Below are 16986 nucleotides of genomic sequence, written 5' to 3' on the forward strand. Positions count from 1 at the left end.
CGCACGCGGTGGGTGGAAACGAGGACGGGGTGGGGGCAGGTCCGCAGACCTGTCCGCGTCCGCCCCGGGCGGGGGCGGACGCGGACACAGCGCTCAGGTCAGACGCGGCGGCGCTTCGCCGGGCGAGCGCCGTTGTGGGCCATGGGGGTGACGTCCTGGATGGACCCCACCTCGAGGCCGGCGGCCTGCAGGGAGCGGATGGCGGTCTCGCGGCCCGAGCCCGGACCCTTCACGAAGACGTCCACCTTCTTCATGCCGTGCTCCTGCGCACGCTTGGCGGCCTGCTCGGCGGCCATCTGCGCGGCGTACGGGGTCGACTTGCGCGACCCCTTGAAGCCGACCTCGCCGGACGAGGCCCAGGAGATGACGGCACCCGTGGTGTCCGTGATGGACACGATGGTGTTGTTGAACGTGCTCTTGATGTGGGCCTGGCCCACGGTGATGTTCTTGTTGGCCTTGCGACGCGGCTTGCGGGCAGCCGATGCGCGAGTCTTGGGGGGCATGTGATTCTCCTCCGGGAAAGCTGCTGGTGCTGATGCTGCGGGCGGGGCGTCCGGACGTGGACGCGGTCACCGCCGGTGCAGGATCACTTCTTCTTGCCGGCGACCGTCTTCTTGGGGCCCTTGCGGGTACGGGCGTTGGTCTTCGTGCGCTGGCCGCGCACCGGCAGGCCGCGGCGGTGGCGCAGGCCCTCGTAGGAGCCGATCTCCACCTTGCGACGGATGTCGGCGGCCACCTCGCGGCGGAGGTCGCCCTCCACCTTGTAGCTGCCCTCGATGTGGTCGCGCAGCTGCACCAGCTGCTCGTCGGAGAGGTCCTTCACGCGGATGTTCGGGTCGATGCCCGTGGCGGCGAGGGTCTCCTCAGCGCGGGTCTTGCCCACACCGTAGATGTACGTGAGTGCGATGATCACGCGCTTCTCGCGCGGAATGTCAACGCCTGCAAGACGAGCCATGTGGCCGTCCTCCTGTTCTTCTGCAGCAGGGGTCTGCACCAGGGACGTCCCGCACGACGCGGCACTGGGCCTCGCGGACCCGTCGTCGCGGCGCCGGGGAAGATCCGGCGTGCTCCGCGGCGGGCGTCCGCCGTCGTCGGTCTCCGGCCCCTGCGGCCGGAGGTGGGGGCCCTCCCCTCACGGGGTGGACCGCTGTCCCTGCTGTTCGGCCCGATGGCCGGTGGGTGGTGTGGTCAACGCGACGGCGTCGCTCCCCGGGCTCCCGGGGAGGCGATCAGCCCTGGCGCTGCTTGTGGCGCGGGTTCGAGCAGATCACCAGCACGCGGCCCTTACGGCGCACGACCTGGCACTTGTCACAAATCCGCTTCACGCTCGGCTGAACCTTCACGGCTCTTCCTCCTGCGCTCGCTTGGACGGGGGTTCTTACTTGTATCGGTACACGATCCGACCCCGGTTGAGGTCGTACGGGCTAAGCTCCACCACGACGCGATCCTCGGGGAGGATGCGGATGTAGTGCTGACGCATCTTTCCGGAGATCGTGGCGAGCACGACGTGCTCGTTCTGCAGACGGACCCGGAACATCGCGTTCGGCAATGCCTCCGACACCGTGCCCTCGACCTCGATGACACCTTCCTTCTTAGCCATGTCCTCCACAATCGTCATGCCCCGGGCACGGCCGCGGAGGGCCGGGTGACGGGGCGGGAACGGGTCTGCTCGCCGGCGCACACGAGTGCGCGCACACGAACAACGTTCGATGATACCGCATTCTCGGTCTGAGAACCAGCACAGACGACGACGGCCGCCCGGTCCGCCGGACGGGCGGGACGGACGGCCGACAGCTCGGGCCGCTCACTCCCCCGGCGGGACCGGGACCACGCCGAACCGGGCGAGCTCGGAGGCGCCGCCGTCGGGCGCGGTGAGCACCCACACACCGCCGTCGTGCCGGCAGACCGAGTGCTCCCACTGGCTGGCGCGGGCGCCGTCGAGGGTCACCACGGTCCAGTCGTCCGCGAGCACCTTCGTGTCGATGGAGCCACGCACCAGCATCGGCTCGATGGCGAGCGCCAGACCGGGGCGGATCTTGGGGCCCCGGTGGCCGGTGCGGTAGTTGAACACGTCCGGGGGCAGGTGCATGGCCGAGCCGATGCCGTGCCCCACGTACTCCTCGAGGATGCCGAGCTCCTCGCCCGGCTGCGCGGAGACGAAGTCGTCGATGGCGTCCCCGATGTCCCCGACGTGGGTGGCGGAGGCGAAGGCCGCGATGCCGACCCAGAGCGCCTCCCGCGTGATCGCCGAGAGGCGCTCGTCGGCCGGGCCCGCGGTGCCGGCCTCGGAGGAGCCCAGGATCACCGTGCGGGCCGAGTCGGCGTGCCAGCCGTCCACGATCGCGCCCCCGTCGACCTTCAGCACGTCGCCGGTCTGCAGGACCCGGTCCCCGGGGATGCCGTGCACGACCTCGTCGTTGACCGAGGTGCAGATCGAGGCCGGGAAGTCGTAGTAGCCCAGGAAGTTGGAGGTCGCACCGCGCTCGGCCAGCACGCCCGCGAACACGGCGTCCAGCTCCGCGGTGGTGACGCCCGGCGCGGCCGCGGCCAGCGTGGCGTCCAGCGCCTCGGACAGGACCACCCCCGCGCGCTGCATGGCCTGCAGCTGGGGGGCGGTCTTGAGCTCGAGCGAGCGGCGGCCGATCACGGGGTCAGGACTCCGCGCCCGGCTGGATCACGGGCAGGGAGCCCGTGGCGGCGCGCACGGAGTACACGGCCTGCAGCAGGCGCTCGGTGACGTCGTCGATCTGCCCGGTGCCGTCCACGCGGGCGACGATGCCGCGCTCCACGTACTCCTGGATGACGGACTCGGTCTCGCGGTGGTACAGGTCCAGGCGGTGCTCGATGACCTCCTGGGTGTCGTCCGCGCGGCCCTCGATCTCAGCACGCTTGAGCAGGCGCTCCACGAGCTCCTCGTCGGGCACCTCCAGCTCGACGACGGCGGAGAGCGACAGGCCGGCCTCGGCGAGCATGGCGTCCAGCGCCTCGACCTGGCCCTTCGTACGCGGGTAGCCGTCCAGCAGGAAGCCGTGCTCCGCGTCGGCCTGGGCGATGCGGTCCGCGACCATGCGGTTCGTGACCTCATCGGGCACGAAGTCGCCGTTGTCGATGTACTTCTTGGCCTCGACGCCGAGCGGCGTCATCGACTTCACGTTGTGGCGGAAGATGTCACCGGTGGAGATCGGGACGATCCCCAGCTTGTCGGCGATCCGGGTGGCCTGGGTGCCCTTGCCGGAACCGGGAGGGCCCATGAGCAGCATGCGGGTCATCGTGTGTTCCTCACTGTCGATACGGACGGCGTTGCGGGATCGGGTCGGGGCTCAGCGCAGCAGGCCCTCGTAGTGGCGCTGCTCCATCTGTGCGCTGACCTGCTTCACGGTCTGGAGGCCGACGCCCACCATGATGAGGATGGACGTGCCGCCGAGCGGGAAGTTCTGGCTGGTGCCGATCACCGCGAAGGCGATCAGCGGGATCATGGCCACGATACCGAGGTAGAGGGCGCCCACGAGCGTGATGCGGCTGATGACGTACTGCAGGTAACGCTCGGTGGGCCGGCCGGCGCGGACGCCGGGGATGAAGCCGCCGTAGCGCTTCATGTTGTCCGAGATCTCCACCGGGTTGAACGTGATGGACACGTAGAAGTACGTGAAGCCGATGATGAGCAGGAAGTACAGGGCCATGTACACCGGGTGGTCGCCGGGGCCGAAGTACCGGCTCAGCCACGTGATCCACGGGGCCGGCGCACTGCCGTCCTGCGGCGTGTTGAACTGGATGAGGATGCTCGGGAGCATCAGCACGGAGGAGGCGAAGATGACCGGGATGACGTTGGCCATGTTCACCTTGACCGGGATGTAGGTGCTCGACCCGCCCACGGTCCGCGAGCCGATCTGCCGCTTGGCGTACTGGACCGGGATCCGGCGCTGCGACTCCTCCACGAAGACGATGGCCAGCATGGTGAGCAGGCCGATCCCCATGACGATCGCGAACACGCGCCAGCCCTGCGTCTGGACCACCTGGCCGAGGCCGGCCGGGAAGCCCGCCGCGATGGAGGTGAAGATCAGCAGGGACATGCCGTTGCCCACGCCGTTCTCGGTGATCCGCTCGCCGAACCACATGACGATGAGACAGCCGGTGGTCAGGGCGATGACCACGAGCAGCACCGTGAGGATGGAGCCGTCGCGCAGCAGCGGCAGGCTGCATCCGAGCAGAGCCCCGGTGCGGGCCAGCGAGGCCATCGTGGTCGCCTGCAGCAGGGCGAGGGCGAGGGTCAGGTAGCGGGTGTACTGCGTCAGCGTCGCCTGGCCCTGCGGGCCCTCCTGGTGGAGCTGCTCGAAGCGCGGGATCACCACGCGCAGCAGCTGCACGATGATCGACGCCGTGATGTAGGGCATGATGCCGAGCGCGAAGACGGACACCTGCAGGAGCGCCCCGCCCGAGAACATGTTCACGAAGGAGTACAGGCCGCCCTGGGCGTTGCCCGCCGCGAGACACTGCTGCACCGCCGGGTAGTCCACCCCGGGGGCCGGCACGAAGGCGCCCATCCGGTAGACGGCGATGAGCGCGAGCGTGAAGGCGATCTTCCGCAACAGGTCAGGCGTCCGGACGATCCGGGCGATGGCCTTGAGCACGAGTCCTCCTGCGGTGGTCCTGTGGGGCGCGCGCCGGCCGCGGGGCGGGGCACGAGACGGCGGCCACACCGGGGCGGCCGCTGTGCGAGTCTACACGGACGGACCGAGGGCCCTGGTCCGGAGCGGCTGCTCCGGGCCAGGGCCCTCGGTGGATGGGTCGGCGTGTCAGAGGGTCTCGGTGGACCCGCCGGCGGCCTGGATCTTCTCCACGGCGGACGAGGAGAAGGCGTTCGCCTTCACCTGCACGGCCGAGGTGATCTCCCCCGTGCCCAGCACCTTCACGGGCTGACCGCGACGGACGAGGCCCTTGGACACGAGCGCGTCCACGGTGACCTCACCGCCCTCGGGGAAGTGCGCGGAGAGCTTGTCCAGGTTCACGACCTGGTACTCCGTGCGGAACGGGTTCTTGAAGCCGCGGAGCTTCGGCAGACGCATCTGCAGGGGCAGCTGGCCGCCCTCGAAGCCCGCACGGACCTGGTAACGGGCCTTGGTGCCCTTGGTGCCGCGACCGGCGGTCTTGCCCTTCGACGCCTCACCGCGACCCACACGGGTCTTGGCGGTCTTGGCACCGGGGGCCGGACGCAGGTCGTGGACCTTGATGGCGTCGTTGTCAGCCATTGTTGACCTCCTCCACGGACACCAGGTGCGGCACGGTGTTGACCATGCCGACCGTCACCGCGTCGGCCTTGCGGGTGACCTGGTGGCCGATCCGCTTCAGGCCCAGCGAGCGCAGGGTGTCCCGATGGTTCTGCTTGGAGCCCGTGACGCCGCGGGTCTGGGTGATGACCAGGGTGGCGTCCGAGGGCTGGATGTTCTTGCGGGTGGGCTCAAACACGGCTCAAGCACCTGCCTTCGCGCTCTTCTGGGCGCGATCGTTCTCCATGGTGCGCAGCATCGCATGGGGGGCGATCTCGTCCAGGGCCTTGCCGCGGCGGGCGGCGACGGCCTGGGGCTCTTCCAGCTTCTTGAGGGCGTCCACGGTGCCGCGCACGATGTTGATCGCGTTCACGGAGCCCATGGACTTGGACAGCACGTCGTGGATGCCGGCGCACTCGAGCACGGCGCGCACCGGACCGCCGGCGATCACGCCGGTACCCGGGGAGGCCGGGCGGAGCAGCACGACGCCGGCGGCGTCCTCACCCTGCACCAGGTGCGGGATGGTGGAGCCGACGCGGGGGACGCGGAAGAAGGACTTCTTGGCCTCCTCCACGGCCTTCTGGATCGCGGCGGGGACCTCCTTCGCCTTGCCGTAGCCGACGCCGACGGTGCCGTCGCCGTCACCCACCACCACGAGGGCGGTGAAGGAGAAGCGGCGGCCGCCCTTGACGACCTTGGAGACGCGGTTGATGCCCACGACGCGCTCGAGGAACTGGTCCTTCTCGTCGTCCTGGGCGCCACGACGGTTGCGGTCGTCGCGACGGCCGCCACGACGATCGCCGTCACGGCCACCGCGGCCGCCGTCGCGACCGCCGCGGCCACCGGTGGCGCGCTCGGTGGTCTGGCTCGCCGAGCCCGACCCGGTCTCGGAGACGGTGGTCTCGGTGCTCTCGGTCACCTGAGTGTCCTTCTGGTTGATGTTCTCGGTCACAGCTGCAGCCCACCCTCTCGCGCACCGTCGGCCACGGCCGCGACGCGCCCGTGGTACTTGTTGCCGCCGCGGTCGAAGACCACGGCATCGATGCCGGCCGCCTTGGCACGCTCGGCGACGAGCTCGCCCACGCGCTTGGCCTTGGCCGTCTTGTCGCCCTCGAGCGCACGCACGTCGGCCTCCATGGTGGAGGCGTACGCGAGCGTACGGCTCTGCGTGTCGTCCACGACCTGCACGAACATGTGCCGTGCAGAGCGGTTGACGACGAGGCGGGGACGGACGGTGGTGCCGGAGATCCGCTTGCGCACCCGGAGGTGGCGGCGGGTGCGGGCGTTGAACTTGCCCTTGCCCTTCACCTTCAGAGTAGACATCACTTACCTGCCTTTCCGGCCTTGCGGCGGATCTGCTCGCCCGCGTAGCGCACGCCCTTGCCCTTGTACGGGTCGGGGCGGCGCAGCTTGCGGATGTTGGCGGCGGTCTCGCCGACCTGCTGCTTGTCGATACCGGCGACGGTGACCTTGTTGCCCTCCACCGTGAAGGTGATGCCCTGGGGCGCCTTCACCGGGACGGGGTGGGAGTAGCCCAGGGCGAACTCGAGGTCCTGGCCCTTGGCCTGCACGCGGTAGCCGGTGCCGACGACCTCGAGCTGCTTGGAGAAGCCGTTGGTCACGCCCTCGACCATGTTGCTGATGAGGGTGCGGGTCAGACCGTGCAGGGAGCGGGACTCACGCTCGTCGTCGGGGCGGGCCACGGTGACCTGCCCCTCCTCGAGGGTGGCCGTGATGGGCGTGGGCAGCGAGTGCTCGAGCTGGCCCTTGGGGCCCTTCACGGAGACGCGGTCGCCGTCGATGGTCACATCGACGCCGGCGGGGATGGTGATCGGGAGACGTCCGATTCGAGACATGTCAGTTCAGCCTTTCTTCCGTCTTGCCCGTCACCAGACGTAGGCGAGGACTTCTCCGCCCACGCCCTTCTTGGCGGCCTGCTGGTTCGTGAGGAGACCAGAGGAGGTGGACAGGATGGCGATGCCGAGGCCGCCCAGCACGTGGGGCAGGTTCGTGGACTTCGCGTACACGCGCAGGCCCGGCTTGGAGATGCGGCGCAGGCCGGCGATCGCACGCTCACGCTGCGGGCCGAACTTCAGGTCGATGGTCAGCTTCTTGCCGACCTCGGCCTCCTCCTCGCGCCAGTCCTGGATGTAGCCCTCGGCCTTGAGGATCTCGGCGACGCGAGTCTTCAGCTTCGAGGACGGCATGGACACGGTGTCGTGGTAGGCCGAGTTTGCGTTGCGCAGACGGGTCAGCATGTCTGCGACGGGATCGGTCATGGTCATGTGGGCTTCACGCCCTTTCTCGCCGTGGTTTCCGCCACCGGTTCACCGGTGGAGGACCTGTGGCGTGGAGGTCTTACTGGTCGGTCTTGAACGGGAAGCCCAGCGCCTTGAGCAGCGCGCGGCCCTCGTCGTCGTTCTTGGCGGTCGTCACCACGGTGATGTCCATGCCGCGCACGCGGTCGATCTTGTCCTGATCGATCTCGTGGAACACGGTCTGCTCGGACAGGCCGAAGGTGTAGTTGCCGTTGCCGTCGAACTGGCGGTCGGACAGGCCGCGGAAGTCACGGATGCGCGGCAGCGCGAGCGTGACCAGGCGGTCCAGGAACTCCCACATGCGGTCGCCACGGAGCGTGGCGTGCGTGCCGATGGGCATGCCCTCACGCAGCTTGAACTGCGCGATGGACTTGCGGGCCTTGGTGATCATCGGCTTCTGGCCGGTGATGGCGGTGAGGTCGGCGACCGCGCCGTCGATGATCTTGGAGTCCTTGGCGGCCTCGCCGACGCCCATGTTGACGACGACCTTCACGAGACCCGGCACCTGCATGACGTTCCCGTACTGGAACTGCTCCTGCAGGGCGCCGCGGATCTCGTCGCGGTACTTGGTCTTCAGACGCGGGGTGACCTTCTCGGTCTGCTGCACCTCGGTCATCACAGCTCCTTCCCCGAGGCCTTGGCGAAGCGGACCTTCACGGTCTTGCTCACGCCGTCCTTCTCGACGGTCTCGAAGCGGTAGCCCACACGGGTCGGCTTCTTGGTCTCCGGGTCCACCACGGCCACGTTCGAGATGTGGATCGGGGCCTCGACGACCTGCAGGCCGCCCTCGGTGGAACCGTTGTTGTCCTGGCCGGCGCGCAGGTGCTTGGTCACGCGGTTCACGCCCTCGACGAGCACGCGCTCATCCGCCGGGAACACGCGCAGGACCTTGCCCTGCTTGCCCTTGTCCTTGCCACTGATGACCTGGACGAGGTCGTCCTTCTTGATCTTGGCCATGAGGTCAGATCACCTCCGGGGCGAGCGACACGATCTTCATGAACTTCTTGTCACGCAGCTCGCGACCCACGGGGCCGAAGATGCGCGTGCCACGGGGCTCGCCGTCGGTCTTCAGGATGACCGCCGCGTTCTCGTCGAACTTGATGTACGAGCCGTCGGGACGGCGGGACTGCTTGCGGGTGCGGACCACCACGGCCTTGACGACGTCGCCCTTCTTGACGTTGCCGCCGGGGATGGCGTCCTTCACGGTGGCGACGATGGTGTCGCCGATGCCTGCGTAGCGGCGTCCGGAACCGCCGAGAACACGGATGGTCAGGATTTCCTTCGCACCGGTGTTGTCGGCGACCTTGAGCCGCGACTCCTGCTGGATCACTTGTCTCTCCTAGCGTCGCGCCGGTTCTCCCCCACGATGGGCGAGCCTTGCGGAACGGTTGAACGGGCATCCCGGGACGCTTACCCCTCCCCCGAGGCGGGCCGCCCGCCGTCGTCCCCCGGCGACGCGTGTTCAGACAGCGTCGGGGAGGTCGAGAGCGGAGGGGCGCGCAGGGCAGGGCCGAGGCGGATCCGGGATCGGCGTGCGCGGCCCTCGGCACACAGGATGGATGGTCCTGCCAACGAGAGGGCGCACGAATATCAGAGTCTAACGCACAAGGCCGCCCCGTGCCAGTGCACGGGGCGGCCCTCTGCGTCGCCGGCCCTCAGGGGGCCGGGTCGATCACTTGGCGCGCTCGACGATCTCCACCAGACGCCACCGCTTGGAGGCGGACAGCGGGCGGGTCTCGGCGAGGCGGACGCGGTCGCCCACGCCGGCGGTGTTGTCCTCGTCGTGCGCCTTCACGCGCTTCGAGGTCTTCAGCACCTTGCCGTAGAGCGAGTGCTTCTTGCGGTCCTCGACCTCGACGACGATGGTCTTGTCCATCTTGTCGGAGACGACGATGCCACGGAGGGCCTTGCGGTAGCCGCGCTCCTCGGAGACGGCCGGGGTCTGCTCGGTCACTTGGCAGCCTCCTCGTTCTTCTCGGCCTGCGCCTCGGCGGCGACATCGCCGCGGATGCCCAGCTCGCGCTCGCGCAGGATCGTGTAGATGCGCGCGATGTCACGCTTGACGGCCTTCAGCCGGCTGGCGTTGTCCAGCTGACCGGTGGCGGCCTGGAAGCGCAGGTTGAACAGCTCCTCCTTGGAGGACTTCAGGGCCTCCAGCAGGCGGGCGTTGTCCATCCCGTCCAGGGACTCGACGTTCAGATCCTTGGTGCCGATCGCCATGGGATCACTCACCACCCTCTCGACGGATGATACGGGCCTTCAGCGGCAGCTTGTGGATGGCCAGGCGGAGCGCCTCGCGGGCGACGTCCTCCGTGACACCCGACAGCTCGAAGAGCACGCGTCCGGGCTTGACGTTGGCGACCCACCACTCCGGCGAGCCCTTGCCGGAGCCCATGCGGGTCTCGGCGGGCTTCTTGGTGAGCGGACGGTCCGGGTAGATGTTGATCCAGACCTTGCCGCCACGCTTGATGTAGCGGGTCATGGCGATACGGGCGGCCTCGATCTGACGGTTGGTCACATAGGCCGGCGTGAGCGCCTGGATGCCCCACTCGCCGAACGTCACGGTGGTGCCGCCCTTGGCGGCGCCGGAACGCTTGGGGTGGTGCTGCTTGCGGTGCTTGACGCGACGGGGGATCAGCATCAGGCGTTGCCTCCTTCAGCGGGAGCGGCGGCCGGGGTCTCGGCGCCGGCGCCGGCGTTCTCCTGGCGGGGAGCACGCTCGGCGCGATCGTTGCGACGACGACGCTCGCCGCCGCTACGGCGCACGCCGCCACGGCCACGGCCGGAGGGCTGCGCGGCCTCCTTGGCCGCGAGCTCCTTGGCGGTCAGGTCGCCCTTGTAGATCCAGACCTTCACGCCGATGCGGCCGAAGGTGGTCTTGGCCTCGAACTTGCCGAAGTCGATGTTCGCGCGGAGGGTGTGCAGCGGCACGCGACCCTCGCGGTAGAACTCCGAGCGGCTCATCTCGGCGCCGCCGAGGCGGCCGGAGCACTGGATGCGGATGCCCTGCGCGCCGGCGCGCATGGCGGACTGGATCGCCTTCTTCATCGCGCGGCGGAACGCCACGCGCGAGGCGAGCTGCTCGGCCACACCCTGCGCCACCAGCTGGGCATCGGTCTCGGGGTTCTTGACCTCGAGGATGTTCAGCTGGATCTGCTTGCCGGTGAGCTTCTCGAGCTCACCGCGGATGCGGTCAGCCTCGGCGCCGCGGCGGCCGATCACGATGCCCGGACGCGCGGTGTGGATGTCCACGCGCACGCGGTCACGGGTGCGCTCGATCTCCACCTTGGAGATGCCGGCGCGCTCCATGCCGGTGGTCATCAGCTCGCGGATCTTGACGTCCTCCTTGAGGAAGTCAGCGTAGCGCTGGCCCTCCTTGTGGGAGTCCGCGAACCAGTGCGAGACGTGGTCGGTGGTGATGCCGAGGCGGAACCCGTTGGGGTTGATCTTCTGGCCCATTGTCAGTTCCCACCCTTCTCGTCCTTGGACGCGACGACCACGGTCACGTGGCTCGTGCGCTTGTTGATGCGGTACGCGCGGCCCTGAGCACGGGGCTGGAACCGCTTCATGGTCGGGCCCTCGTCCACGAAGGCCTCGGTGATGTAGAGGGCGTCCTCGTCGAAGGCCTGGCCCTCGCGGTCCGCCTTGACGCGGGCGTTCGCCACCGCGGAGGCCACCAGCTTGTACACCGGCTCCGAAGCGCCCTGCTGGGCGAACTTCAGGATGGCCAGTGCTTCGGTGGCCTGCTTGCCACGGACCAGGTCGACGACGCGCCGGGCCTTCATCGGCGTCACGCGCAGGTGGCGCGCAATTGCCTTGGCTTCCATTGCTTCTCTCTTTCGATTCTCGAGAAGGTCAAGCGTGCTGTGCCCTCAGGCTCAGCGGCGCTTGCCCTTCTTGTCGTCCTTCACGTGGCCGCGGTAGGTCCGGGTCGGGGCGAACTCGCCCAGCTTGTGACCCACCATGGACTCGGTGACGAACACCGGGACGTGCTTGCGTCCGTCGTGGACCGCGATGGTGTGACCCAGCATGTCCGGGATGATCATCGACCGGCGGGACCAGGTCTTGATGACGTTCTTGCTGCCCTTCTCGTTCTCGGCCAGAACCTTCAGGTAGAGGTGCTGATCGACGAAGGGGCCCTTCTTCAGGCTGCGAGGCATGTCTTCCCTGCTCCCTTATCGCTTGTTCTTGCCGGTACGACGGCGACGCACGATGAGCTTGTCGCTTTCCTTGTTCGGACGACGCGTGCGGCCCTCGGGCTTGCCGTTCCGGTTGACGGGGTGACGACCGCCGGAGGTCTTGCCCTCGCCACCGCCGTGCGGGTGGTCGACCGGGTTCATGACAACGCCACGGACGGTCGGGCGGACGCCCTTCCAGCGCATGCGGCCGGCCTTGCCCCAGTTGATGTTCGACTGCTCGGCGTTGCCGACCTCGCCGATCGTGGCGCGGCAGCGCACGTCGACGTTGCGGATCTCACCGGAGGGCAGGCGCAGCTGGGCGTACTTGCCCTCGCGGGCGACCAGCTGCACGGACGCGCCGGCGGAGCGGGCCATCTTGGCGCCGCCGCCGGGGCGCAGCTCCACCGCGTGGATGGTGGTGCCCACGGGGATGTTGCGCATCGGCAGGTTGTTGCCGGGCTTGATGTCGGCGTTCGGGCCGGCCTCGACCACGTCGCCCTGCTTCAGCTTGGCCGGGGCCAGGATGTAGCGCTTGGCGCCGTCCGCGTAGTGCAGCAGCGCGATGCGGGCGGTGCGGTTCGGGTCGTACTCGATGTGCGCGACGGTGGCGGGCACGCCGTCCTTGTCGTGGCGACGGAAGTCGACCAGGCGGTACTGGCGCTTGTGGCCGCCGCCCTTGTGACGAGTGGTGATGCGACCGGTGTTGTTGCGGCCGCCGGTCTTGTGCAGCGGACGGAGAAGGGACTTCTCCGGCGTGGACCGGGTGATCTCTGCGAAGTCGGCCACGGACGAGCCACGCAGGCCCGGGGTGGTCGGCTTGTACTTACGGATAGCCATGTGTCAGTTCCTCGATTAAGTGGTCTCCGCACGCCGATCAGGCGAGCGGACCTCCGAAGATGTCGATGGTCCCGTCCTTGAGCGTGACGATGGCACGCTTGGTGGACTTGCGCTGGCCCCACCCGAAGCGGGTGCGACGGCGCTTGCCGGAACGGTTCAGGGTGTTGACCGAGGCCACGTCGACGTTGAAGATGCGCTCCACCGCCTGCTTGATCTCGGACTTGTTGGAGCGCGGGTCGACCAGGAAGGTGTACTTGCCCTCGTCGATCAGACCGTAGCTCTTCTCCGACACGACGGGAGCGATGATCACGTCGCGGGGATCCTTGTTGATGGAGCCGCTCACTGGGCATCCTCCTTCTTGGCGCCGGAAGCCTGGGCCACGTACGCCTCGTAGGCCGCCTGGGTGAACACGACGTCGTCGGAGACGAGCACGTCGTAGGTGTTCAGCTGGTCGGCGTACAGGGTGTGGACCGCGGGCAGGTTGCGGGCGGACAGGGCGGCGACGTCGTCGGCCCGGTCGATCACCAGCAGCACGTTCTTGCGGCCGGTGTTCAGGGACGCGAGGCCCGCCTTGGCGGCCTTGGTTGACGGGGTGGTCCCGGACACGAGGGCCTCGATGACGTGGACGCGGCCGTTGCGGGCGCGGTCCGACAGGGCACCGCGCAGGGCGGCGGCCTTCATCTTCTTGGGGGTGCGCTGCGAGTAGTCACGCGGGGTCGGGCCGTGGACGACGCCACCGCCGGTCATGTGCGGGGCGCGGATGGAGCCCTGACGGGCGCGGCCGGTGCCCTTCTGCTTGAACGGCTTGCGACCGGCACCGGACACCTCGCCGCGGCGCTTCGTCTTGTGCGTGCCCTGACGGGCGGCGGCGAGCTGGGCGACGACGACCTGGTGCATGAGCGGCACGTTGGACTGCACGTCGAAGAGCTCGGCGGGCAGATCGACCTGGACGGTCTTCACGGAGTTCTCAGCCATGGTCTCAGGCTCCCTTCACGGCGCTGCGGACGAGCACGACCTGGCCCTTGGAGCCGGGCACCGCGCCCTTGATCAGCAGGAGGTTGTTCTCCACGTCGATGCCGTGGAGGGTCAGGTTCATGGTGGTCTGGCGCACGGCGCCCATGCGACCGGGCATGCGCTGGCCCTTGAACACGCGGCCGGGGGTGGACGCGCCGCCCACGGAGCCGGGCTTGCGGTGGTTCTTGTGCGCACCGTGCGAGGCGCCCACACCGGCGAAGCCGTGGCGCTTCATGGCGCCGGCGAAGCCCTTGCCCTTGGTGGTGCCCACGACGTCGACCTTCTGGCCGGCCTCGAAGACCTCCACGGTCACGTCCTGGCCGAGCGAGTACTCGGCGGCGTCGGCGGTGCGCAGCTCGACGAGGTGGCGACGCGGGGTCACGCCGGCCTTCTCGAAGTGACCGGCCAGGGGCTTGGTCACGCGGCGGGGATCGATCTGGCCGTAGGCGATCTGCACGGCGGTGTAGCCGTCGGTCTCCTCGGAGCGCAGCTGGGTGACGACGTTCGGGTCTGCCTTGACCACGGTCACGGGGATGAGCTTGTTGTCCTCATCCCAGACCTGGGTCATGCCGAGCTTCGTGCCCAGCAGGCCCTTGATGTTCTGGGTGTTGGTCATAGTCTCTCAGCACCTCCCTCTCAGAGCTTGATCTCGATGTTGACGTCCGCGGGCAGGTCCAGTCGCATGAGCGAGTCGACGGCCTTCGGGGTCGGGTCGATGATGTCGATGAGCCGCTTGTGGGTGCGCATCTCGAAATGCTCGCGGCTGTCCTTGTACTTGTGGGGAGAACGGATAACGCAGTACACGTTCTTCTCCGTCGGCAGCGGCACGGGGCCCACCACCGTCGCGCCTGCGCGCGTGACCGTGTCAACGATCTTGCGGGCCGAGACGTCGATGACCTCGTGGTCGTACGACTTCAGCCGGATGCGGATCTTCTGTCCCGCCATGGCGTCACGCCTCTCTCGTCGGGTGTGCTGTTCCTGTCCCTGTGCGGCGGATCGGGTCCGCCTTCTTGTCCTCCACCCGCGCGGGGCGAATCCGGTCGGACCGGGTTCCTCGCCGCCGCCGGACTCCGGTCCACGCGGTCGGGCGTGTCGCATTCCTGGGAGGGCACACGCCTGCGGTGGGTCGGAGTGGTGACGTCACATCTGGGCCGAGCTGCCGCCGCGAGACACACGACGACAGCGCAATGGCGCTTGAGCAACCGAATCAGTATAGACAGAACCGGGCCCGGTCCGCCAATCGGCGGGCCGGGCCCGACGGCCCCCCGGGCTCAGCGGCCCCACTCGGTGGGCGGGCCGGCGTTGAGCAGCAGGGTGAAGACGACGGCGACCACGGCGACCGCCAGGAGCGCGCTGACCACCGGGTGGCGCAGCACCACGACGAGGAGTCGTTCGAGGGGCCGCCGCTCCCCCGGAGCACGGTCCACGACCTGCCACCGCGACGCCGGCTCGCCGCGCCGCCGCTGGGCCCGCTCGAACGGGACCGTCATGAACGGGACGATCGTCGAACCGAGGCCGAGGAGTCCGCGGGCCACGGGCCACCGCCCGTCGATCCACACGGCGACCGTCACCACGAGATAGCAGAGGAACACGAAGCCGTGGACGCCGCCGGCGATCGGCACCACCCGCTCCGTGACTCCGCCGTACTTGAGGCCCATGGCGATCAGCAGACCGGCCCAGGTGAACATCTCGGCCATCGCCGTGACGGCGAACAGGCGGCGCGGGCTGGGCAGGCTCATCGCTCCAGCTCCCCGCCGCGGTTCGCACGCCGGATGCGCCGGGCACGGTCGATCTCGGGACGGAAGGTCCGCAGCGCCCAGCGCACGGCCACGACGACCACGGCGAGCACCGCGATGAGGAGGATCAGTTCAGGCATGCTCCCCAGCCTAGCGGCCGCCGCCGCGCCGTCGTCGGACACGGCGACGCCCCCGCCTCCGGAAGACCCGGAGACGGGGGCGTCGCACGTCAGCGGCTCAACGGAGCCACGAGACGGGATGCGTCAGATCACTTGGTGATCTTGGTGACGCGGCCGGAGCCCACGGTGCGGCCACCCTCGCGGATGGCGAAGCCGAGGCCCTCCTCCATGGCGATCGGCTGGATGAGCTCGACCGACATCTCGGTGGTGTCGCCGGGCATGACCATCTCGGTGCCCTCGGGCAGCGTGATGACGCCGGTGACGTCGGTGGTGCGGAAGTAGAACTGCGGGCGGTAGTTCGAGTAGAACGGGTTGTGACGGCCACCCTCGTCCTTGGACAGGATGTAGACGTTCGCCTCGAAGTTGGTGTGCGGGGTGATGGAGCCCGGCTCCACCACGACCTGGCCGCGCTCCACGTCGTCGCGCTTCAGGCCGCGCAGCAGCAGACCGCAGTTCTCGCCGGCCCAGGCCTCGTCGAGCTGCTTGTGGAACATCTCGATGCCGGTGACGGTGGTCTTCTGCACGTCGCGGATGCCGACGATCTCGACCTCGGAGTTGATCTTCAGGGTGCCGCGCTCGGCGCGACCGGTCACCACGGTGCCACGACCGGTGATGGTGAAGACGTCCTCGATCGGCATCAGGAACGGCTTGTCCTTGTCGCGGACCGGGTCCGGGATGAACTCGTCCACGGCCTCCATGAGGTCCTCGACGGACTTGACCCACTGGGCGTCGCCCTCGAGGGCCTTCAGACCGGAGGTGCGGATGACCGGGGCCTCGTCGCCGTCGAAGTCCTGGGAGGACAGCAGCTCGCGGACCTCCATCTCGACGAGCTCGAGGAGCTCCTCGTCCTCGACCATGTCCGACTTGTTCAGGGCCACGAGCAGGGCCGGCACGCCGACCTGGCGGGCCAGGAGCACGTGCTCACGGGTCTGGGCCATCGGGCCGTCGGTGGCGGCGACCACGAGGATCGCGCCGTCCATCTGAGCGGCGCCGGTGATCATGTTCTTGATGTAGTCGGCGTGACCGGGGGCGTCCACGTGGGCGTAGTGACGCTTCTCGGTCTGGTACTCCACGTGGGAGATGTTGATGGTGATGCCGCGCTGACGCTCCTCGGGGGCGGAGTCGATCGTCGCGAAGTCACGGGCCTCGTTCAGGTCCGGGTACTTGTCGTACAGGACCTTCGAGATGGCGGCGGTCAGCGTGGTCTTGCCGTGGTCAACGTGGCCGATGGTGCCGATGTTGACGTGCGGCTTCGTCCGCTCGAACTTTGCCTTTGCCACTAGTTCCTCCTAAGAACTGGTTCATCGTCAAGAAGACTGCTCAGCCGCCTGCGACGTGCTGACAACTTGACTGAGTCTACTCGGATGGTGCGGGGTTGGGGAAATCCCGGCCTCACGAGGGCCAGTCCGGTTCCAGGCCGTCGGGACCGCCGGAAGCGGACCGGACCTGACCCGTCCTGA

General features: G+C 68.7%; 30 protein-coding genes. All 30 read right to left on the reverse strand.

Features of this window, described 5'->3' with window-relative positions; all coding sequences use genetic code 11:
* Nucleotides 1–98: 98 nt before the first annotated feature.
* Entirely contained in the window at nt 99–503 is a 405-nt protein-coding gene (rpsK, locus tag B1A86_RS08450; protein ID WP_002857513.1) for a 30S ribosomal protein S11, read from the reverse strand.
* Nucleotides 504–586: 83 nt separating this feature from the next.
* Nucleotides 587–955, reverse strand: a complete 369-nt coding sequence (gene rpsM / locus B1A86_RS08455; RefSeq protein WP_017487821.1) for a 30S ribosomal protein S13 — start codon at nt 953–955, stop codon at nt 587–589.
* Between the two features lie 274 nt (nt 956–1229).
* Nucleotides 1230–1343: a 50S ribosomal protein L36 gene (rpmJ, locus tag B1A86_RS08460; RefSeq protein ID WP_002857509.1), complete on the reverse strand. Its 114-nt coding sequence runs from the start codon at nt 1341–1343 to the stop codon at nt 1230–1232.
* Between the two features lie 35 nt (nt 1344–1378).
* A complete protein-coding gene (gene infA / locus B1A86_RS08465) occupies nt 1379–1600 on the reverse strand; it encodes a translation initiation factor IF-1 (protein WP_010080397.1) in 222 nt (73 codons plus the stop codon).
* 204 nt (nt 1601–1804) lie between these two features.
* Nucleotides 1805–2647 carry a type I methionyl aminopeptidase gene (map, locus tag B1A86_RS08470; protein WP_078025926.1) on the reverse strand — a complete coding sequence of 281 codons (843 nt, stop codon included), beginning with the start codon at nt 2645–2647 and terminating at the stop codon, nt 1805–1807.
* Nucleotides 2648–2651: 4 nt separating this feature from the next.
* On the reverse strand, nt 2652–3269 hold the full coding sequence (locus B1A86_RS08475) for an adenylate kinase (protein WP_078025927.1): 618 nt from the start codon (nt 3267–3269) through the stop codon (nt 2652–2654).
* A gap of 51 nt (nt 3270–3320) precedes the next feature.
* Nucleotides 3321–4628 (reverse strand): preprotein translocase subunit SecY, encoded by a 1308-nt coding sequence (gene secY, locus B1A86_RS08480; RefSeq protein ID WP_036317778.1) that lies wholly within the window; start codon nt 4626–4628, stop codon nt 3321–3323.
* Nucleotides 4629–4793: 165 nt separating this feature from the next.
* Complete coding sequence (gene rplO, locus B1A86_RS08485) at nt 4794–5246, reverse strand: 50S ribosomal protein L15 (protein WP_036317776.1); 453 nt, start codon at nt 5244–5246, stop codon at nt 4794–4796.
* Nucleotides 5239–5463 carry a 50S ribosomal protein L30 gene (gene rpmD, locus B1A86_RS08490; RefSeq protein WP_002857502.1) on the reverse strand — a complete coding sequence of 75 codons (225 nt, stop codon included), beginning with the start codon at nt 5461–5463 and terminating at the stop codon, nt 5239–5241. The genes rplO and rpmD overlap by 8 nt, the downstream gene beginning before the upstream one ends.
* A gap of 3 nt (nt 5464–5466) precedes the next feature.
* A complete protein-coding gene (rpsE, locus tag B1A86_RS08495) occupies nt 5467–6216 on the reverse strand; it encodes a 30S ribosomal protein S5 (RefSeq protein ID WP_002857500.1) in 750 nt (249 codons plus the stop codon).
* A complete protein-coding gene (gene rplR, locus B1A86_RS08500; RefSeq protein ID WP_044659552.1) occupies nt 6213–6587 on the reverse strand; it encodes a 50S ribosomal protein L18 in 375 nt (124 codons plus the stop codon). The genes rpsE and rplR overlap by 4 nt, the downstream gene beginning before the upstream one ends.
* Nucleotides 6587–7120: a 50S ribosomal protein L6 gene (gene rplF / locus B1A86_RS08505; protein ID WP_036381545.1), complete on the reverse strand. Its 534-nt coding sequence runs from the start codon at nt 7118–7120 to the stop codon at nt 6587–6589. The genes rplR and rplF overlap by 1 nt, the downstream gene beginning before the upstream one ends.
* A gap of 30 nt (nt 7121–7150) precedes the next feature.
* Nucleotides 7151–7549 carry a 30S ribosomal protein S8 gene (rpsH, locus tag B1A86_RS08510; RefSeq protein WP_002857494.1) on the reverse strand — a complete coding sequence of 133 codons (399 nt, stop codon included), beginning with the start codon at nt 7547–7549 and terminating at the stop codon, nt 7151–7153.
* Between the two features lie 73 nt (nt 7550–7622).
* Entirely contained in the window at nt 7623–8198 is a 576-nt protein-coding gene (gene rplE, locus B1A86_RS08515) for a 50S ribosomal protein L5 (protein ID WP_036317773.1), read from the reverse strand.
* Nucleotides 8198–8539 (reverse strand): 50S ribosomal protein L24, encoded by a 342-nt coding sequence (gene rplX, locus B1A86_RS08520; RefSeq protein WP_036317770.1) that lies wholly within the window; start codon nt 8537–8539, stop codon nt 8198–8200. Before rplX ends, rplE begins: the two co-directional genes overlap by 1 nt.
* Before the next feature lie 4 nt (nt 8540–8543).
* Nucleotides 8544–8912: a 50S ribosomal protein L14 gene (rplN, locus tag B1A86_RS08525; protein WP_002857487.1), complete on the reverse strand. Its 369-nt coding sequence runs from the start codon at nt 8910–8912 to the stop codon at nt 8544–8546.
* Nucleotides 8913–9254: 342 nt separating this feature from the next.
* The gene (gene rpsQ / locus B1A86_RS08530) at nt 9255–9536 is read right to left on the reverse strand and encodes a 30S ribosomal protein S17 (protein ID WP_036317768.1); all 282 of its coding nucleotides are present in this window, start codon (nt 9534–9536) and stop codon (nt 9255–9257) included.
* Nucleotides 9533–9802 (reverse strand): 50S ribosomal protein L29, encoded by a 270-nt coding sequence (gene rpmC, locus B1A86_RS08535; RefSeq protein WP_036317766.1) that lies wholly within the window; start codon nt 9800–9802, stop codon nt 9533–9535. The genes rpsQ and rpmC overlap by 4 nt, the downstream gene beginning before the upstream one ends.
* A gap of 4 nt (nt 9803–9806) precedes the next feature.
* Complete coding sequence (gene rplP / locus B1A86_RS08540) at nt 9807–10223, reverse strand: 50S ribosomal protein L16 (RefSeq protein ID WP_036317764.1); 417 nt, start codon at nt 10221–10223, stop codon at nt 9807–9809.
* Nucleotides 10223–11041 (reverse strand): 30S ribosomal protein S3, encoded by an 819-nt coding sequence (rpsC, locus tag B1A86_RS08545; RefSeq protein ID WP_078025928.1) that lies wholly within the window; start codon nt 11039–11041, stop codon nt 10223–10225. Before rpsC ends, rplP begins: the two co-directional genes overlap by 1 nt.
* Before the next feature lie 2 nt (nt 11042–11043).
* On the reverse strand, nt 11044–11409 hold the full coding sequence (rplV, locus tag B1A86_RS08550; protein ID WP_017487837.1) for a 50S ribosomal protein L22: 366 nt from the start codon (nt 11407–11409) through the stop codon (nt 11044–11046).
* A 51-nt stretch (nt 11410–11460) separates the two neighbouring features.
* Nucleotides 11461–11742, reverse strand: coding sequence for a 30S ribosomal protein S19 (gene rpsS, locus B1A86_RS08555; RefSeq protein WP_002857475.1), 282 nt, complete (start codon nt 11740–11742; stop codon nt 11461–11463).
* 15 nt (nt 11743–11757) lie between these two features.
* Nucleotides 11758–12597 (reverse strand): 50S ribosomal protein L2, encoded by an 840-nt coding sequence (gene rplB / locus B1A86_RS08560; RefSeq protein ID WP_010080386.1) that lies wholly within the window; start codon nt 12595–12597, stop codon nt 11758–11760.
* Between the two features lie 37 nt (nt 12598–12634).
* Entirely contained in the window at nt 12635–12940 is a 306-nt protein-coding gene (gene rplW / locus B1A86_RS08565; protein WP_002857471.1) for a 50S ribosomal protein L23, read from the reverse strand.
* Nucleotides 12937–13572: a 50S ribosomal protein L4 gene (rplD, locus tag B1A86_RS08570; RefSeq protein ID WP_041103272.1), complete on the reverse strand. Its 636-nt coding sequence runs from the start codon at nt 13570–13572 to the stop codon at nt 12937–12939. The genes rplW and rplD overlap by 4 nt, the downstream gene beginning before the upstream one ends.
* Nucleotides 13573–13576: 4 nt before the next feature.
* The gene (gene rplC, locus B1A86_RS08575) at nt 13577–14227 is read right to left on the reverse strand and encodes a 50S ribosomal protein L3 (RefSeq protein ID WP_010080384.1); all 651 of its coding nucleotides are present in this window, start codon (nt 14225–14227) and stop codon (nt 13577–13579) included.
* Between the two features lie 20 nt (nt 14228–14247).
* On the reverse strand, nt 14248–14556 hold the full coding sequence (gene rpsJ, locus B1A86_RS08580) for a 30S ribosomal protein S10 (RefSeq protein ID WP_002857463.1): 309 nt from the start codon (nt 14554–14556) through the stop codon (nt 14248–14250).
* A gap of 326 nt (nt 14557–14882) precedes the next feature.
* Nucleotides 14883–15350: a DUF3817 domain-containing protein gene (locus B1A86_RS08585; RefSeq protein ID WP_089529312.1), complete on the reverse strand. Its 468-nt coding sequence runs from the start codon at nt 15348–15350 to the stop codon at nt 14883–14885.
* Nucleotides 15347–15487, reverse strand: coding sequence for a hypothetical protein (locus B1A86_RS11575; protein ID WP_166795266.1), 141 nt, complete (start codon nt 15485–15487; stop codon nt 15347–15349). The genes B1A86_RS08585 and B1A86_RS11575 overlap by 4 nt, the downstream gene beginning before the upstream one ends.
* 128 nt (nt 15488–15615) lie before the next feature.
* Complete coding sequence (gene tuf / locus B1A86_RS08590) at nt 15616–16806, reverse strand: elongation factor Tu (RefSeq protein WP_036381538.1); 1191 nt, start codon at nt 16804–16806, stop codon at nt 15616–15618.
* Between the last annotated feature and the right edge of the window lie 180 nt (nt 16807–16986).

Origin of the sequence: Micrococcus sp. KBS0714 (assembly GCF_002008305.4) — a bacterium.
Taxonomy (GTDB): Bacteria; Actinomycetota; Actinomycetes; order Actinomycetales; family Micrococcaceae; genus Micrococcus; species Micrococcus luteus.

Coding starts and splice junctions, on each gene's coding strand:
- rplR (WP_044659552.1), bottom strand. CDS start 6,587: ATGTCTACTCTGAAGGTGAAGGGCAAGGGCAAGTTCAACGCCCGCACC.
- B1A86_RS08475 (WP_078025927.1), bottom strand. CDS start 3,269: ATGACCCGCATGCTGCTCATGGGCCCTCCCGGTTCCGGCAAGGGCACC.
- rpsH (WP_002857494.1), bottom strand. CDS start 7,549: ATGACCATGACCGATCCCGTCGCAGACATGCTGACCCGTCTGCGCAAC.
- rplO (WP_036317776.1), bottom strand. CDS start 5,246: ATGGCTGACAACGACGCCATCAAGGTCCACGACCTGCGTCCGGCCCCC.
- rpsM (WP_017487821.1), bottom strand. CDS start 955: ATGGCTCGTCTTGCAGGCGTTGACATTCCGCGCGAGAAGCGCGTGATC.
- rplP (WP_036317764.1), bottom strand. CDS start 10,223: ATGCTGATCCCCCGTCGCGTCAAGCACCGCAAGCAGCACCACCCCAAG.
- B1A86_RS11575 (WP_166795266.1), bottom strand. CDS start 15,487: ATGCCTGAACTGATCCTCCTCATCGCGGTGCTCGCCGTGGTCGTCGTG.
- rplC (WP_010080384.1), bottom strand. CDS start 14,227: ATGACCAACACCCAGAACATCAAGGGCCTGCTGGGCACGAAGCTCGGC.
- rpsC (WP_078025928.1), bottom strand. CDS start 11,041: ATGGGCCAGAAGATCAACCCCAACGGGTTCCGCCTCGGCATCACCACC.
- rpsS (WP_002857475.1), bottom strand. CDS start 11,742: ATGCCTCGCAGCCTGAAGAAGGGCCCCTTCGTCGATCAGCACCTCTAC.
- rplD (WP_041103272.1), bottom strand. CDS start 13,572: ATGGCTGAGAACTCCGTGAAGACCGTCCAGGTCGATCTGCCCGCCGAG.
- rplB (WP_010080386.1), bottom strand. CDS start 12,597: ATGGCTATCCGTAAGTACAAGCCGACCACCCCGGGCCTGCGTGGCTCG.
- rpsJ (WP_002857463.1), bottom strand. CDS start 14,556: ATGGCGGGACAGAAGATCCGCATCCGGCTGAAGTCGTACGACCACGAG.
- rplE (WP_036317773.1), bottom strand. CDS start 8,198: ATGACCGAGGTGCAGCAGACCGAGAAGGTCACCCCGCGTCTGAAGACC.
- rplF (WP_036381545.1), bottom strand. CDS start 7,120: ATGTCTCGAATCGGACGTCTCCCGATCACCATCCCCGCCGGCGTCGAT.
- rpsK (WP_002857513.1), bottom strand. CDS start 503: ATGCCCCCCAAGACTCGCGCATCGGCTGCCCGCAAGCCGCGTCGCAAG.
- B1A86_RS08585 (WP_089529312.1), bottom strand. CDS start 15,350: ATGAGCCTGCCCAGCCCGCGCCGCCTGTTCGCCGTCACGGCGATGGCC.
- rpmC (WP_036317766.1), bottom strand. CDS start 9,802: ATGGCGATCGGCACCAAGGATCTGAACGTCGAGTCCCTGGACGGGATG.
- rplV (WP_017487837.1), bottom strand. CDS start 11,409: ATGGAAGCCAAGGCAATTGCGCGCCACCTGCGCGTGACGCCGATGAAG.
- infA (WP_010080397.1), bottom strand. CDS start 1,600: ATGGCTAAGAAGGAAGGTGTCATCGAGGTCGAGGGCACGGTGTCGGAG.
- rplX (WP_036317770.1), bottom strand. CDS start 8,539: ATGGCCAAGATCAAGAAGGACGACCTCGTCCAGGTCATCAGTGGCAAG.